This is a genomic window from Actinoplanes sp. CA-131856 (genome assembly GCF_050956135.1).
Taxonomy (GTDB): Bacteria; Actinomycetota; Actinomycetes; order Mycobacteriales; family Micromonosporaceae; genus Actinoplanes.
In genome coordinates, this window is sequence record NZ_CP191849.1 from 8,441,051 (window position 1) to 8,456,178 (window position 15,128).

At 72.2% G+C, this 15,128-nt stretch carries 11 protein-coding genes; 6 read left to right on the forward strand and 5 right to left on the reverse strand.

Annotation, left to right across the window (positions count from 1 at the left end):
- Positions 1-24 precede the first annotated feature (24 nt).
- The 3 genes from ACQP2X_RS38685 (at position 25) to ACQP2X_RS38695 (ending at position 2,613) form a co-directional block, all read left to right on the forward strand.
- On the forward strand, positions 25-312 hold the full coding sequence (locus ACQP2X_RS38685; RefSeq protein WP_498690440.1) for a hypothetical protein: 288 nt from the start codon (positions 25-27) through the stop codon (positions 310-312).
- On the forward strand, positions 309-1,124 hold the full coding sequence (locus tag ACQP2X_RS38690; protein WP_498690441.1) for a hypothetical protein: 816 nt from the start codon (positions 309-311) through the stop codon (positions 1,122-1,124). The genes ACQP2X_RS38685 and ACQP2X_RS38690 overlap by 4 nt, the downstream gene beginning before the upstream one ends.
- A 94-nt stretch (positions 1,125-1,218) precedes the next feature.
- Positions 1,219-2,613 (forward strand): HNH endonuclease signature motif containing protein, encoded by a 1,395-nt coding sequence (locus ACQP2X_RS38695; RefSeq protein ID WP_498690442.1) that lies wholly within the window; start codon positions 1,219-1,221, stop codon positions 2,611-2,613.
- Positions 2,614-2,625: 12 nt separating this feature from the next.
- Here the strand turns inward: ACQP2X_RS38695 and ACQP2X_RS38700 are convergent, their stop codons facing one another.
- Complete coding sequence (locus ACQP2X_RS38700; protein WP_498690444.1) at positions 2,626-4,545, reverse strand: caspase family protein; 1,920 nt, start codon at positions 4,543-4,545, stop codon at positions 2,626-2,628.
- Positions 4,542-5,957 carry a hypothetical protein gene (locus ACQP2X_RS38705; protein WP_498690447.1) on the reverse strand — a complete coding sequence of 472 codons (1,416 nt, stop codon included), beginning with the start codon at positions 5,955-5,957 and terminating at the stop codon, positions 4,542-4,544. Before ACQP2X_RS38705 ends, ACQP2X_RS38700 begins: the two co-directional genes overlap by 4 nt.
- Positions 5,958-6,821: 864 nt before the next feature.
- Between ACQP2X_RS38705 and ACQP2X_RS38710 the strand changes: the two genes are divergently transcribed.
- Together ACQP2X_RS38710 and thrS are read left to right on the forward strand one after the other, a co-directional pair.
- The gene (locus ACQP2X_RS38710; RefSeq protein ID WP_498690449.1) at positions 6,822-7,538 is read left to right on the forward strand and encodes a hypothetical protein; all 717 of its coding nucleotides are present in this window, start codon (positions 6,822-6,824) and stop codon (positions 7,536-7,538) included.
- A gap of 124 nt (positions 7,539-7,662) precedes the next feature.
- Positions 7,663-9,717 (forward strand): threonine--tRNA ligase, encoded by a 2,055-nt coding sequence (gene thrS / locus ACQP2X_RS38715; RefSeq protein ID WP_498690451.1) that lies wholly within the window; start codon positions 7,663-7,665, stop codon positions 9,715-9,717.
- Here thrS and ACQP2X_RS38720 read toward each other — a convergent pair.
- Positions 9,693-9,941: an SCO4226 family nickel-binding protein gene (locus ACQP2X_RS38720; RefSeq protein ID WP_498690453.1), complete on the reverse strand. Its 249-nt coding sequence runs from the start codon at positions 9,939-9,941 to the stop codon at positions 9,693-9,695. The genes thrS and ACQP2X_RS38720 overlap by 25 nt on opposite strands.
- Positions 9,942-10,023: 82 nt before the next feature.
- On the opposite strand from ACQP2X_RS38720, the gene ACQP2X_RS38725 reads away from it, so the two are divergent.
- Entirely contained in the window at positions 10,024-12,855 is a 2,832-nt protein-coding gene (locus tag ACQP2X_RS38725) for an ATP-binding protein (protein WP_498690455.1), read from the forward strand.
- A 221-nt stretch (positions 12,856-13,076) separates the two neighbouring features.
- On the opposite strand, the gene gap is transcribed toward ACQP2X_RS38725, so the two are convergent.
- Positions 13,077-14,078 carry a type I glyceraldehyde-3-phosphate dehydrogenase gene (gene gap, locus ACQP2X_RS38730; RefSeq protein ID WP_498690457.1) on the reverse strand — a complete coding sequence of 334 codons (1,002 nt, stop codon included), beginning with the start codon at positions 14,076-14,078 and terminating at the stop codon, positions 13,077-13,079.
- A gap of 64 nt (positions 14,079-14,142) precedes the next feature.
- Positions 14,143-15,105: a GlxA family transcriptional regulator gene (locus ACQP2X_RS38735; RefSeq protein WP_498690458.1), complete on the reverse strand. Its 963-nt coding sequence runs from the start codon at positions 15,103-15,105 to the stop codon at positions 14,143-14,145.
- Positions 15,106-15,128: the final 23 nt, after the last annotated feature.

Below are 15,128 nucleotides of genomic sequence, written 5' to 3' on the forward strand. Positions count from 1 at the left end.
GACAACGACACGGAGGGTGATGTGATGACCGGCATGAACGTGCCCGCGCTGATGGACGACGGCGACGAGGTGGCCGAGGTGGGCGACCGCCTGGCCGCGGACGCCGCCGGCATCTACGGGTGGGCCATGCGCGCGGGCGAGGCCGTGGAGGGCTCCCTGATGTGCCCGTCGCGCCTGTCCCAGTCGGGTTTCGGCTGGGAGGTCACGCTCGGCCAGCTGGCCGACGAGGTCCGGGCGTACGGGGTGGAGCTGCGCACGGCCGCGCTGGCCTACCTGGTCGCCGACGAGCGGTCGGCCGGGAGGATGCCGTGACCATAAGTTTGCCGGCACTGCTCCGGGCCGACCTGGCGGCGGTCCGAAGTGTCGCCGAGCAGTGGATGCGGCTGGGCCTGCGCATGGACCGCGCGGTGGAGGACCTGACGCTGCGGACAAGCGACCTGGAGGACCACTGGTTCGCCGGCGAGGCCGCCCAGGCCGCGAGAGACAAAGGCGTTCGTTTGCGGGTACGCCTGGGCAACGCCCACGACAACTGCGTAGCCACCGGAGTAGCCACCCGCGAGTTCGCCGACGACCTCGACCAGTGCCGCCGCCTGCTGGACCAGCTGGTCACCGAGGCACGCGGCCACGGCCTGGAGATCGACCTGGCCTCCGGCGAGATCACCGTCCCACTCACCAGGGCCGCCTCGATCACCCAGGAGACCATCGACTCGTACGCCCAGCAGATAGCCCAGATCCTGGCCCGAGCCGACGAGGCCGACCAGAGGGCGGCCGCGATCCTGGCCCGCAACAGTTACCGGGAGGACTTCGGCCCACCCGACGAACTCCCGGACTACCCGAGAATCGACGGCCCGTCCCTGGCCGCCTGGACCCCGAGAAACCGCGCCGAGTGGTGGCTGGGCCTGCACCCGATGATCCAGGACCGGATCATCACCGAGCAGCCCGACATCATCGCCGCCGCCACCGGCCTGCCCACACACGACCGGGAGACCGCGGCCCGACTGCTCCGCACCCGAGCCGAGCAGTCCCTGCTGGCCTCACGGGCCCAGGACGAGTCCCTTCGAGGCGAGGCCGGAAGCCGAGCCCGCACCGAGCGCGAACAGCACCTGTCTACCCTCGATCGCTAGCCTTCGGCGGCACTTTGGCAGATGACGGCAGTAGATCTCAGATCGGCCCCTTGGCGACCTCAAAGTGTCGTACAGGTGTTCGAACATGGTCGTCGTGATCGGAGACCTGCAGCACCTCAATCAGAACGCGTCGGAACTGGCCTCGGCACCCGTGTGGCCACTGGACGACGACGAGCTCGTGACCTGCCTGAGGGCGGCCTACCGGCTGGAACAGACCGCGACCGCCCTGCAGGCACGCCTGGTGCGGCAGGCGGGCGTGAGCGGCCTGCCCGCCAGACAGGGCTCACGAACGACCCGGGCGTGGCTGCGCACACAACTGAGGTGCGACCCTCGGCCCGCCCGCGACCTCAGCGACCTGGCCACCGCCCTGGGCCGCCATCCCGACCTGGAACAGCCCCTGCTCGACGGGCGGATGGACGCGCGGCAGACATCGGTGGTCGCCGACACGATCGACACCGTCGAGACCGGACTGGCCGACCTCGACGACGTCGGCCCGGCCGAGACCGCCGCGATCATGCGGCAGGCCCAGGACACCCTGATCGACATGGCCGGCCAGCTACCCGCGTTCCTGCTGCGCCGCGTCGGCAACCGCATCCTCGTCCACGTCGCCCCACACATCGCCGAGCGCGCCGAGGAGGCCGCCCTGGCCCGCCAGGAAGCCCGCGCCCACCAGGCGCGCGGGTTCACGCTCTCCGCCCCGCGCAACGGCCAGGTGCGGCTGTCCGGCACCCTCGGCCTGGAGGACGCGGCCTTGGTGCAGGCCGCCCTGGAGCCGCTGTGCCGCCCCCTCCCCACCGGCCGTCCTCAAGCCACCGGTCGATCCCTACCAGCTGATCGTCCCCTACCCGCTGGCCGTCCCGGCACCGCCGCCGACCGGCCTCGCCCGGCCCAGCAACGCGCCGACGCGCTGGTCGACGTGTGCCGGCTGGCGCTGCGTACGGAGGAACTGCCCGCCAGCGGCGGAGAACCGGCCCAGCTCGCCGTCACCATCCCCTACGACCCGCTGACCCACGCGCTGGGCGCGGCGACGACCGACACCGGCGCCAGGCTGTCCGCGGAAACCGCGCGGCGCCTGGCCTGCGACGCCCGGATCCTGCCGGTCGTGCTGGGCGGCAATGGCCAGGTCCTCGACGTGGGCCGCACGACCCGGCTCGCCACGGGCCCGCTGCGCCGCGCCCTGAACGTCCGCGACGGCGGCTGCGCCTTCCCGGACTGCGATCGCCCAGCCCGGTGGGCGGACGTCCACCACGTGAAGCACTGGACGAAGGGCGGAAAGACCACCTTGGACAATCTCGTCCTGCTCTGCCGCGCCCACCACCGGCTGCTCCACCACCCCACGGCCGGCTGGGAGATCCGGCTCAACGCCGATGGGCATCACGACTTCATTCCTCCGGCCACGCTCGACCCCGCCCGTCGGCCCCGCCGTAACGTCCTGCACCACGCCTTCAGGCCGGTCGCCGCCGCTGACCAGCTCAGAAATGCGGCGTAGCCGCAGAAGCGATCACGGCTGCTCCGCGGTGGCCGGGTGCTCTCGCGACGGCACGGCGGTCACAACGGTGAGGGAGGTGGTTGTCCAGTCGTAAGCGTCGTCGGGGTCGGCGGCACCAGCGTCGCGCGTCATTGCCACCGGTGGCAGGACGCCGCGGCGGGTCAGGTCGCCTAGAGGGCCCTGTTCGAAGGGATGGGCGCCGAACTCGTCCTCGGCCACTATCAGTTTGAGCCTGTCGTGGACCTGCGCGCCGGGGGTCGTCGGGGTGCCCTTCGGCAGGCTGAAGCGCACCGGGCGGCCATTCAGTGCTGCGCCGGACCGGGTAGGGCCGATGAAAGCGCCGGGGAACAGTGTGGCGTGAACCCGGTAGCTCTCGGTCAAGTTCAGCAGGACGCAGTAGAGCGAGCGGTTCGTCGTGTTGTGCAGTCGGATGAAGGCGGTCGGCGGAGACCACACGCCGTCACGCAGCTCGTAGTCCAGCTGGATCGCGCCCTCGGGGCCGGGGCGCAGCGGGGGGCGGTGCAGCGGCGCGGTCGTGTCGCCAAGGTTCCTTGGCACGATCTCCAGGCGGACCGCGCCGGCCAGCGGCGAGCCGGGGTTCTCGAGCGCGCCCACCTGCCGCCAGCGGGCTATGTGCTCGCCGGCCCGCACCGCCTCGTCCGCGCCGCGGATGTCGGCGGCCACGGGCAGGGCGGCCGTGCCCAGGACGCGGATGCTGCCGTCGGGCAATGAGCGGAAGCGCAGGTCGGGGACCTCGGTCTGGTCGGGACGGGCCAGTCGCAGGAACGCGGATCGCTCGGTCAGCTCGGTCAGCTCGGTCAGTTCAGCCAGCTCGGTCAGCTCGGCGGGGCCGTCGACAGCGACGGTCAGAGTGGGCCGGGGCAGCTGGGTGACGACGACCGGGTATTGGCGAGTGGGGTCGGGTTGCCAGCCGTCGGGTTCGACCACCGAGCGGTCGACCGACACCGCCGTCACCCGTGCGGGGCGGGACGGGCCGGCGCCGGCTACCGCGACGCGCAGCGGGCCCGGCCACGCGGGTGGCATGCCGTGGCAGGAGCCGGCGTCGATCTCCCAGCGGGAGGCTTGGTGGCGCATGGTGATCGCGGAAGCGCGGGCGCGCACCGTGCCGCCCAGGAAGGGCTGGTCGGCGGGGAGGTCGCCGGTCAGTTGCGGGGCCTGGAACTGGGTCCTGTCCTCGACCACGCAGCGGGCGGCGGCCAGCAGCTCGCGGTAGGTCGCGTGCGGGCCGAGCTGATTGAGGGCGCGCAGCAGGGCCCAGCTGAAGACGCCGCGGCTGAGGCCGTCGACGGGAAGTTCCTGCGCGAGCTGATCAGGGCGGCAGGCGGCCAGCAGCACGAAGCGGCTGCTCGCGGGCAGCGCCGCCCATCCGGGCCGCAGTTCGGGGATGAGGAGCTGGGGCTTCGGGGTCCGTACGGCCGGTTGGACGCTCCGGGGGCGGGCCACAGCCTCCGGGATCTCACCGCGCAGGGCACCGGCCGAATGGCAGCTGTCGAGGACGGCGGCGACGTGGCAGCCGTTCGCGGCCACCTGGTCGAGGAGGACCGAGAGTTCCTTGTCGTACAGGTCGGGGACGTCGCCCTCGCGGGAGTCGGCACAGACCAGGGTCTGCACCATGCCGTCCGGTTCCAGGGCCCACAGCTCGGCCGGCGCCGGGGCCTGGGAGCCGTGACCGGCGTACCAGAGGATCGCGGTGTCGCCCTCGCCGGCGCGGCCCAGGTGGTTCCGGATGCCGTCGATGATCGCGGCGCGGGTCGCCTGGCCGTCGTGCAGCTCGAGGGGATGCAGCTGGTCGTCGCCGACGCGGGAACGTAGGTAGGCCAAGGCGGCGACGGCGTCGTTGCGGGCACCGGTCAGCGGGGTGACCGCGCGGTAGGCGTCGATGCCCACGACCAGGGCGTAGACGGCGCTCACGCGGCCGGCTCCGGCACGAAGATCCAGCCGCGTTCGAGGAAGCCCTTGGCCGGGATGTCGACGGTGACCGGCCGGAACGCCGCCGGCGGTGGATCGTCGCCGGTGGACAGCACGTCAGCGAAAAGCACGTCGGGCACGCCGAGCACATAGTCGGCGGCCGGATGTTCGGCGGCGGCGGCGCGCAGCGGGCCGCAGTCGAGGAGACGGTGGACGGCGGTCGCGGCCCGGCCGACCCAGCCGTTGTCGGCCTCCCGGACGAGGCCCCGGTGAAGGGCGAGCCGCAGCCGCATCCGGTCGCCCCCAGCTGCGGCGTCACCAGTCGCGGCGTCGCGGATGGAGGCGTCGCGGGTCGCGGCGTCACGGATGGAGGCGTCGCGGGTCGCGGCGTCGCGGATGGCGGGGCCGCGGGTCGTGGCGTCGGGGATGGCGGGGCCGCGGGTGGAGGTGCTCACGGCTGAGGCGTCGTGGGTGGTCGGGGCTGAGGCGTTGCGGGCGGCCAGGGCGTCGGCGATGCCCCGGATCAGGCGAGGCACGGCCGCGGCCTCGTCGAGGCCGACCGGCAGCACGGTGAACTGGCCGTCGCCCTGGGGCTGGGGCGTCACCTGGCCGGGTGTGACGCCGGCGGCGGCGCGGCCGGCGGCCAGGATCCGTACCAGGTCACGCTGGAGGCGGGCGGCCGCCTCGGGTCCGTGCTCGCTGTAGCCGACTATGTCGGCCGCCATGCACAGGCGTACGGCCGCGGTCTTGTCTGTCGCAGTGCCGGGCATGCGGGCGGTGAAGGGGATCCGGTCGGTGGTCGAGACGCCGCGGCGCACCCGGCCGGCCAGGTCGAGCTGGGCTTCGAAGGCGCCGGACAGCTCTTCGAGGGTCGTCGGCGTCTCCAGGAGGGCGTGGACGCCGTACGTGCGGGGAAGCAGCGTGGCGCCGCGGCGGTCGTGGTAGCGCCAGCCGAAGCGGGCGCTGCGCACCCCGGTCGTCCAGGCCGGCGGCCGGTCCTCGCGGGAGCGCAGGCGGTCGAGGAGGGCCGCCGGGGCGGCCCGCGACGCCCGGTCGCCCAGCGGGGAGGCGATGCCGTCGGCGAGCACGCCGAGCTGCTCGGCGCCCGTGTGCACGACGACGGCCGTGACGTCGGCGGCGCCCAGGTCCACGGTGAAGCGGGCCGCCGCGTACCGGTAGCCGGCCGGGGCCGGGTCGAGGTCGAAGGCGAACAGGGCGCCCACGTAGCGGGCGGTGGCCGACCTCGGCAGGGCCGGCGGCAGGTCGCCCGGATCGACCGGGTAGAGCAGCGGGCGGCCGATCCGGACACCGACGCTCAGCCGCTCGTCGCCGCGCCAGCCAGAATCGGTCAGCTGTGCGTCGGCGAGCGCCTCATCCGTTCGTAGTAATTCATCCTGATGAAGGTCGACCGTCAATTCCCCACTCTTTCCGGGTACGCATTACCGGGCCACCAAGATCCACAGTGATCACATTCACTACCAGGGACTACAGCATCATCCTCAGACGCACGGCGCACTGGCCCGTTCGGACATGAGGGCTCGGCGATCATCGCGGGCACCGACTGGAAAGGATCTGTTGTGCTCCGTTTTCGCGGCGTTACGCTCGCCTCGAATGGGACGTGATCCCGGAAAGTGGAATGGAATTCGCGCGATGACGGCAGGCGCGACCGGCCATCGGGGCCGGCGAGTGATGGTGTTCGGGGACTGAGAGCGATGACCGACGACAACCGCACCGGCGGCCTCTGGGACCTGAGTTCCCTGGCTGGCAACGAGCCCACCAAGGAGACACCCGCGGCCGGCCCGCCCGCACCACCGTCACAACCTCCCGCGCCGCCGGAGTCTCCGCGGCACCTCTTCACCGAGCCGCAGCCTGTCGGCGAGCCGCCACCTCCGGCCCAGCCCTTCGCGCAGCCGCCCATGCAGCCACCGGCCTTCTTCCGGCCGGAGCCGCCGACCCCAGCCGGGTCCACTCAGCCCGGGCCGCCCACTCCCCCGTCGACCCAGGCGGAGCCCACACAGCATTTCGCACAGCCGGGGCCGTACGAACCCACACAACCTTTCACTCAACCAGGGCCGTACGCCCCACCGTTCGTCCAGGCGGAACCCACGCAACCCTTCGCTCAGCCGGGGCCTTCCGCTCCCCCATTCGTCCAGGCGGAACCTCCTACCGAGCCGCAGCCCTATGCGCCGCCGCAGTCGGCCTGGACGATGCCGGGGGTCGTGGCGGGGACGCCGGGGCCGGTTCCCGGGCCTCCGCCGCCCCGGCGTGGTGTCAACGGGATGGTCGTCGCGCTGGCCGTCGGGGTGCTGCTGCTCCTGGTCACCGGGGGCACGATCGTGGCCCTGCGGTCGGGCAGCGGCACCGGCGGGACGCCGGCCGCTCAACAACAGCAGGGCACGGACGCCGACCCGGCAGGGCCGGTCACCCGGGAACCGGAGGCCACCTTCACCGAGCCGGCGCCGACCGCCGGTGAGCAGGAGACCTACGGCGATCCCGGCCCGGCCGGTGGGACCGCGCCGGAGGAGACCGCGCCCGAGGGAACCGCGCCGACGGCCGTGGCGACCACCCCGCTCGGCGCCGGCTCGGAGCAGGCGGCGGTCGCGCAGCTGGAGCAGATCTGGCGGGACGACGCGTCGACGATCTCGTTCCAGGGGCAGTGGGCCGCCCAGATCGCCACCAAATATCCGGGCATCGTGGACAAGTTGCAGACCACGGTCCACGGCTCGCACACGTTCATGGCGGCCGACATCCTGGACGAGCACCGCAGCCTGCGGGACGCCCACGGCAGCGCCGACCACCCGGTCGTGCTGATCAAGAGCACCGACTACAGCAAGCGGCAGAAGATCAACGGCCACTTCCTGTGGGGCACCTTCGCCGTGGGCCAGTTCGCCGACGCGGACGCCGTCCACGCCTGGTGCGAGGCGCAGTTCGCCGAGCTCACCGCGGCCAAGCGGGCCAACCAGTGCGTCCCCCGCCGCCTCAGCCCGGGCCGGTGACCGCCCGGGGGGGGGTGACGTCGCGCCTCAACCGGTGGGGTAAAAGGTTGCTGCTTCAACGCGGGAATTTCCGGGCGGATAGCATCGTCAAGGCCTACGCATGCTTTTCGTAAAGGAGATCACCGTGTCCGCACCCCGTACCCCCGCTGTGGCCGACCCTCTCGTCGTCCCGGCCGGGACTACGGCCGCCGACGCGGTGGCCGCAGCCGGCCTGCCGACGACCGGCCCCAAGGCGGTCGTCGTCGTCCGTGACGCCTCCGGTCGCCTGCGCGACCTCGACTGGCAGCCCGAGCTCGACACCGACGTGACCCCGGTCGCGATCGACGAGCCCGACGGGCTGAACGTGCTGCGCCACTCGGCCGCGCACGTGCTGGCCCAGGCCGTGCAGGACATCTTCCCCGAGGCCAAGCTCGGCATCGGCCCGCCGATCGAGAACGGCTTCTACTACGACTTCGACGTGCCGAAGCCGTTCCAGCCCGAGGACCTGCAGAAGCTCGAGAAGCGCATGCAGGAGATCGTCAAGGCCGGGCAGAGCTTCCGCCGCCGGGAGTACAAGTCGCTCGAGGAGGCCAAGGTCGAGCTGGCCGACGAGCCGTACAAGCTCGAACTGGTCGATCTCAAGGGTGACGTCGACGCCGACGAGGTCATGGAGGTCGGCCACGGCGAGCTGACCCACTACGACAACGTCGACAAGGACGGCAAGCGCGTCTGGGGCGACCTGTGCCGCGGCCCTCACCTGCCCACGACCCGGCTCATCCCGGCGTTCAAGCTGATGCGGTCGGCCGCCGCCTACTGGCGTGGCAGCGAGAAGAACCCGCAGCTCCAGCGCATTTACGGCACCGCTTGGCCGTCGCGGGACGAGCTGAAGGCGTACCTCAACCGCCTCGCCGAGGCCGAGCGCCGCGACCACCGCAAGCTCGGCACCGAGCTCGATCTCTTCTCGTTCCCCGATGAGATCGGCAGCGGTCTCGTGGTGTTCCACCCCAAGGGCGGCATCATCAAGCGCGAGATGGAGGACTACGTCCGCGCCCGTCACATCGAGGAGGGCTTCCAGTACGTCTCCTCGCCGCACATCACCAAGGAGGGGCTGTTCCACACCTCCGGGCACCTGCCGTACTACAAGGACACGATGTTCCCCCCGATGGAGCTCGAGGGGGCGAACTACTACCTCAAGGCCATGAACTGCCCGATGCACAACCTGATCTTCAGGTCGCGCGGGCGGTCCTACCGTGAGCTGCCGCTGCGGTTCTTCGAGTTCGGCACGGTCTACCGCTACGAGAAGTCGGGTGTGGTGCACGGCCTGACCCGGGTGCGCGGCCTGACCCAGGACGACTCCCACTCGTACGTCACGGCCGAGCAGGCGCCGGGCGAGATCAAGCACCTGCTGAACTTCGTGCGTTCGCTGCTCGACGACTTCGGCCTGGACGACTACTACCTGGAGCTGTCGACCCGCGACCCGAAGAGCGACAAGTTCATCGGCTCGGACGAGCAGTGGGCGGTCGCGACCAAGGTCCTCGAGGACGTGGCCGCCGAGTCCGGTCTCGAGCTCGTGCTCGACCCGGGCGGCGCCGCCTTCTACGGCCCGAAGATCTCGGTGCAGGCCAAGGACGCGATCGGCCGTACGTGGCAGATGTCGACGATCCAGTACGACTTCAACCAGCCGGCCCGTTTCGGGCTGGAGTTCCAGGCGGCCGACGGCACCCGCCAGGAGCCCGTGATGATCCACTCGGCGAAGTTCGGCTCGATCGAGCGCTTCTTCGGCGTGCTGGTGGAGCACTACGCGGGCGCGTTCCCGGCCTGGCTGGCGCCGGTGCAGGTGGTCGGCATCCCGATCCGCGACGACCACGCGGCGTACCTCGAGGAATTTGTCCAGAAGCTGCGCAAGCAGGGCATCCGCGCCGAGGTCGACCACTCCACCGAGCGCATGCAGAAGAAGATCCGCACCGCCCAGCAGCAGAAGATCCCCTTCATGGCGATCGCCGGCGACGACGACGTCAACGGGGGCACGGTCTCCTTCCGCTACCGGGACGGCTCGCAGCGCAACGGCGTCGCCATCGACGACGCCGTCGCGCACGTGGTCGAGATCGTCCGCTCACGGACGAACGTGAACCCGTCGTTCGCGGCCCCGGCCGAGGAAGCTCAGGTCGAAGCCGCTCAGACCTCGGCCGTCAGCTCGTAGACCTCGGTGGTCGGGTGGCCGGCGCGTTCGTGAACGCGCATGACCGCCTCCTTGCTCGGCCCGGTGCTCAGGCAGAACACTTTGCCCGACTCCGGGTCGAGCCAGGCCCGCTCGAAGTGCACGCCCTCGTCCCCCTCGATCTTGAGGTCGGCGTCGTGCGCCTCGCTCAGCTGCTCGGCGGTGACGCCGTGGAATCCGCTGTGTACATCCATGAATTTCGCCATGCCCCTAGATTCGTCGCGGGCGGGCGGTCGGACATCGGTCAGAGCACCTAAGAAGGCTTTCCCGGGGACCTAAAGTCGCGGGGTGACGCTCAGCAGCCCCGTGCTCGTCGGGCGCGACGACCTGATCGCGCTGGCCGAGCGGCGACTGGCCGCCGCGACCGGCGAGCTGCTCTTCCTGGCCGGTGAGGCCGGCATCGGCAAGACCCGGCTGCTCGGCGAGATCGTGCGGCGGGCCCGGGAGGCGGGCTACACGGTGTTGGCCGCGGGCGCCTCGCCGGGCGACACCGAGATCGCCGGTGGGCTGCTGGCCGACCTGGGGGCCGAGATGCGCCGCGACCCGGCGACGCGGGCGGCCGGCGAACGTCTCCAGCAGCGCCTGCACGAGCTGGCCGACGGCGACCAGCACCGTCAGCGCCGCCTGCTGGTGGCCGACCTGGCCGACCTGATAGCCGCGGCGCCGTCCGAAAAGCCACCCTCCGACAAGCCGCACCCCGGCGGGCCGTACCGCGACGGGCCGCACCCCGACGGGCCGTCCGGTCCTGTGCTCGTGGCCTGCGAAGACCTGCACTGGGCGGACGATCTCACCCTCGACGTGATCGGGCGGCTCGGCGCCCGCGCCAAGCAGACGCGGCTGATCGTCGTCGGCACGTACCGCAGCGACGAGCTCTACCCGCGCGTGCCGATGCGGCAGTGGCGCACCCGCCTGCTCACCCAGCGGCTGGCCGAAGAGGTGCGGCTCCCCCGCCTCGGCCCTTCGCAGACCGCCGCCATGGCCGCCGCGATCGCCGGCGCCGAGCTGCCCCGGGCCGTCACCGCGTCGGTGCACGAGCGCAGCGACGGCATCCCCCTGCACATCGAGGAGTTCCTGGCCGCCGAGGGGCCCGACGACGGCGTACCGGAGACGCTGGCCGACGCCGTGCTCGCCCGGGCCGCGCAGCTGTCGCCGCCGGCCCGGGCGCTGGCCGAGGTGGCCTCCGTGCTGGGCCGGTCCTTCGATCTCGGTCTGCTCACCGCGATCACCGGCGAGGGGACCGACGCCGTGGACGAGGGGCTGCGCGAGCTCACGTCGCTGTTCTTCGTCACCCCGAACGGGGACCGGGACGGCTACGACTTCCGGCACGCGCTCATCCGGGACGCGCTGCACGCCGACATCACCCCGCACCGGCGGCGGGACCTGCACGCCCGGGCCGCCGCCGCGGCCGAGGCGGCCGGTTTCCCCGGCGCCTTTCTCAGCGACCAGTACGAGCGCGCCGGCCTCACCGATCAGGCGTTCGGGCATGCCGTCGCCGCCGCGGCCGAGGCGGCGGCCATGTCGGCCCACCGTGAGGCGGCCCGGCTCTACCGGCGGGCGCGGCGCACCTGCCCGGCCACGCTGCCGGCGGCCGAGCGGGCCGATCTGATCACCGCGCTCGCGGCGGAACTGGCCGCGGTCGACGACAACGTGGAGGCCGCGGCCGGCTACGAAGAGGCGTACCGGCTGCGCCTGTCGCTGGGCGACGGTCCCGGCGCGGCGGCCCTGATGCCCGACTGGGTGGCCGTCCGGCATCTGCTCGGCGCCGACCTGGAGTCGCGGACCGCGTCCCTGCGGGAGGCGCTGCCCCTGGTGGCGGGCCGGCCCGCCGAGCGGGGCCGGATCCACGCCGCGCTGGCCGCCGCGTACATGCTGGACCGGTGCCTCGACGAGGCGATCGCGGACGGCGAGCAGGCCCGGGCGCTCGCGCCCGATCACGGGGTGCAGTGTGACCTCGACGCGACGCTCGGCTCGGTGTTCCTGTTCGCCGGGCGCATGGGCGAGGGCGTCGAGCTGCTGCGCCGGGCGATCGACCGGTCGGCCGCGCTCGGGATGGAGGCGCCGGCGGCCCGCGCCTACCGGATGCTCGGTTCCAGCATGTCCGTCCTGGTCGACTACGAGCAGGCCACGGAGGCGCTGACCGCGGGCATCGCGTATGCGGCGCGGGCCGAGCGGGTCAACGACGAGCACTACATGACGGCCCACCTGGCGCACGTGCGCTGGGCCACCGGCTCGTACGGCGAGGCCGCCGGCCTGGCCGAGCGGGTGCTGGCGGACGGCGGCGGCATCACCACGGAGATCACGGCCCGGCACGTGCTCGGCTACGTGGCTCTGGGCCGGGGCGACCTCGACCGGGCGGAGGCGCATCTGGGCGCGGCCGAACGGCTCGCCTCCGGGATGCGTGAGCTTCAGCGGCTCTCCCCCGCCTGGTGGGGGCAGGCCGAGGTGGCGCTGGCCCGCGACGATCCGGCGACGGCCATCGCCCGCTGCGAGCAGGGTTTCGCCGCTTCGGCGCCGATGACGGACGCTGCTTATCTTTTCCCGTACGTCGTCACGGGCACCCGGGCGCATCTGGCCGCCACCGGCTCGACGGCCGCCCGCGACTGGCTGCGGCGCACGTCGGAGCCGCTGCGGGAACGCGGCATCCCGGGCACGCTGGGCGCGATCGACCACGCCGAGGGGCTGATCCTGCTGCACGAGGGGCAGACCGGGAAGGCCCGGGTGGCCCTGGAGTCGGCCGCCGCGTTCTGGTCGGCCCGCGGCCGCTTCTGGGAGGGCACGGCCGTGCTGCTCGATCAGGCCCGGTGCGCGACCCGCTCACGCCGCCCGGCGGAGGCCGCGATGTTCCGCGAGGCAGCCGTCACGGCGTACAACCAAGCGGGTCTGAAGGGTTTTGTCTCCTCGCCGCTCTCGCCGGCCTCGCCGCCGGCGGTCCTGTCGGCGCGGGAGATGGAGGTGGCCCGGCTGGTCGCCGAGGGGCGCACGAACCGGGAGATCGCGGCGGCGCTGACCATCGCGCCCAAGACGGCGGCGGCGCACGTCGAGCACATCCGCACGAAGCTCGGCGTCTCGCGGCGGGCCCAGATCGCTACGTGGCTGGCCGGTCGAGTGGCAGCTCCATGAAGAGCATGAGCCGCGAACTCACGGTGGTGGGCGGCCCGCGTCGCATCCGTGTCGTCGAACGTCACGCCGTGCTCCACGTCGAGCCGCTCACCACACCACGTCAGATATTCGTCGAGGATCTCCCTGGTGACGGCCTCCGCCTCGTCCGGCGTTCCCCCGAGCCGCTCGATGGTTGCCATCCCCGGAAGCTACGCCGGAGCGGCCCGGAGCACTGTCGGCCGTCAGACGGTGGCGGCCAGCAGCTCCAGCGTGTCGATCACCCGGTTGGAGAAGCCCCACTCGTTGTCGTACCAGGCCACGACCTTGATGTTGCGGCCCTCGACGCGGGTCAGGGCCGAGTCGAAGATGGACGACGCCGGGTTGCCGACGATGTCGGAGGAGACCAGGGCGTCCTCGGAGTATTCGAGAATGCCGGCCAGGGGGCCGTTCGCGGCCGCGCGGTAGGCGTCGAGCACCTGCTCGCGGGTCACGTCACGGGCCACAACGGTGTTGAGCTCGACGATCGAGCCGACCGGCACCGGCACGCGGATCGAGTCGCCGGAGAGCTTGCCGTCGAGGTTGGGCAGGACCTTGCCGATGGCCTTGGCGGCGCCGGTGGTGGTGGGCACGATGTTGACGGCCGCCGCGCGCGCCCGCCGGGCGTCCCGGTGCGGGCCGTCCTGCAGGTTCTGCTCCTGGGTGTACGCGTGGACGGTCGTCATGAAGCCGTGCTCGATGCCGGCCAGCTCGTCGAGGACATGGGCGAGCGGGGCCAGGGCATTTGTCGTACAGGAGGCGTTGGAAATGATCGTGTGGGCCGCCGGGTCGTAGGCGTCACTGTTGACCCCGACGGCGATCGTCACGTCGGCGCCGTCCGACGGCGCGCCGACCAGCACCTTCTTGGCGCCGGCGGCGAGGTGGGCCTTGGCCGCCTCGGCCGAGGTGAAGCGCCCGGTGGCCTCCAGCACGAGGTCGACGCCGAGTTCCTTCCAGGGCAGGTCGGCCGGTACGCGCTCGGCCAGCACCTTGATGCGCCGTCCGTCCACGACGATGGTGTCCCCGTCGACGGTCACCGGGCGGCCCAGGCGGCCCGAGGTGCTGTCGAAGGCGAGCAGCCGGGCCAGCGCCGCCGGATCGGCGAGGTCGTTCACGGCGACGATCTCGAGCTTGCTGTCCCGTTCGAGCAGGGCGCGCAGCACGTTGCGCCCGATGCGGCCGAAACCGTTGATCGCGATGCGTGTCATGCCACTAAGACTGTGCTGTTCCGCGCAAGCGTGACAGCGGCGAGAGCGCCATGGTCCGCAAGGATCACGCCAACTCCCCCTGGGCGAAGGTGTGACGGTATTCGCTCGGTGTCGTACCCAGGATCTGCCGGAAATGCAGCCGCAGGTTCGCGCCCGTGCCCAGTCCGACGTCGGCGGCGATCTGCTCGATGCCGCGTTCGGAGAGCTCGAGCAGCTCCCGTGCCATGTCGATGCGGGCGCGCATGACCCACTGCATCGGGGTATATCCGGTGTCCTCGGCGAAACGGCGGGAGAACGTCCGGGCCGACACCCGCGCGTGCCGGGCCAGGATCTCCAGGGTCAGCGGTTTGGCCAGGCGGTGCAGCGCCCACTCCCGCGTCGCGGCGAACCGCTCGCCGAGCGGCTCGGGCACGCTGCGCGGCACATATTGCGCCTGGCCGCCGCTGCGGTAGGGCGCCGCGACGAGTCGCCGGGCGGCGTGGTTGGAGGCCGCGACCCCCAGATCGCCGCGCAGCACGTGCAGGCACAGGTCGATCCCGGATGCCGCCCCCGCCGACGTCAGAACGCTTCCCTCGTCCACGAAGAGCACGTTCTCGTCGACCTTCACGGCCGGATGGCGCGCCGCCAGCTGCCGCGTGTAATGCCAGTGCGTCGTGGCCCGCTTGCCGTCGAGCAGCCCCGTGGCCGCCAGCGCGAACGCCCCCGTCGAGATCGCCGCCAGTCGTGTCCCTCTCGTGTGGGCTCCCCGCAGGGCGCTGACCACTTCCGCGGGCGGGTCCTCCTGATCGGGCCGCCGATAGCCAGGGATAAAGGCGATATCGGCCCATTCGAGGGCGTCCAGCCCGTCCGCCACGTGATACGACAGCCCATCACCACCGGTGACGGGGCCGGGATGGGCCCCACAGACCTTCACCTCGTACGGCATGCTGGCCCGCGTCGTGAACACCTGAGCCGGAATCCCGACGTCAAGGGGTTTGGCCCCTTCGAGCACAAGCACGGCAACACGGTTCAGGCGGGTGGCGACCACGCATGAAAGCTAACTACGGTCCA

Coding starts and splice junctions, on each gene's coding strand:
- ACQP2X_RS38685 (WP_498690440.1), top strand. CDS start 25: ATGACCGGCATGAACGTGCCCGCGCTGATGGACGACGGCGACGAGGTG.
- ACQP2X_RS38710 (WP_498690449.1), top strand. CDS start 6,822: ATGGTCGTCGCGCTGGCCGTCGGGGTGCTGCTGCTCCTGGTCACCGGG.
- ACQP2X_RS38720 (WP_498690453.1), bottom strand. CDS start 9,941: ATGGCGAAATTCATGGATGTACACAGCGGATTCCACGGCGTCACCGCC.
- gap (WP_498690457.1), bottom strand. CDS start 14,078: ATGACACGCATCGCGATCAACGGTTTCGGCCGCATCGGGCGCAACGTG.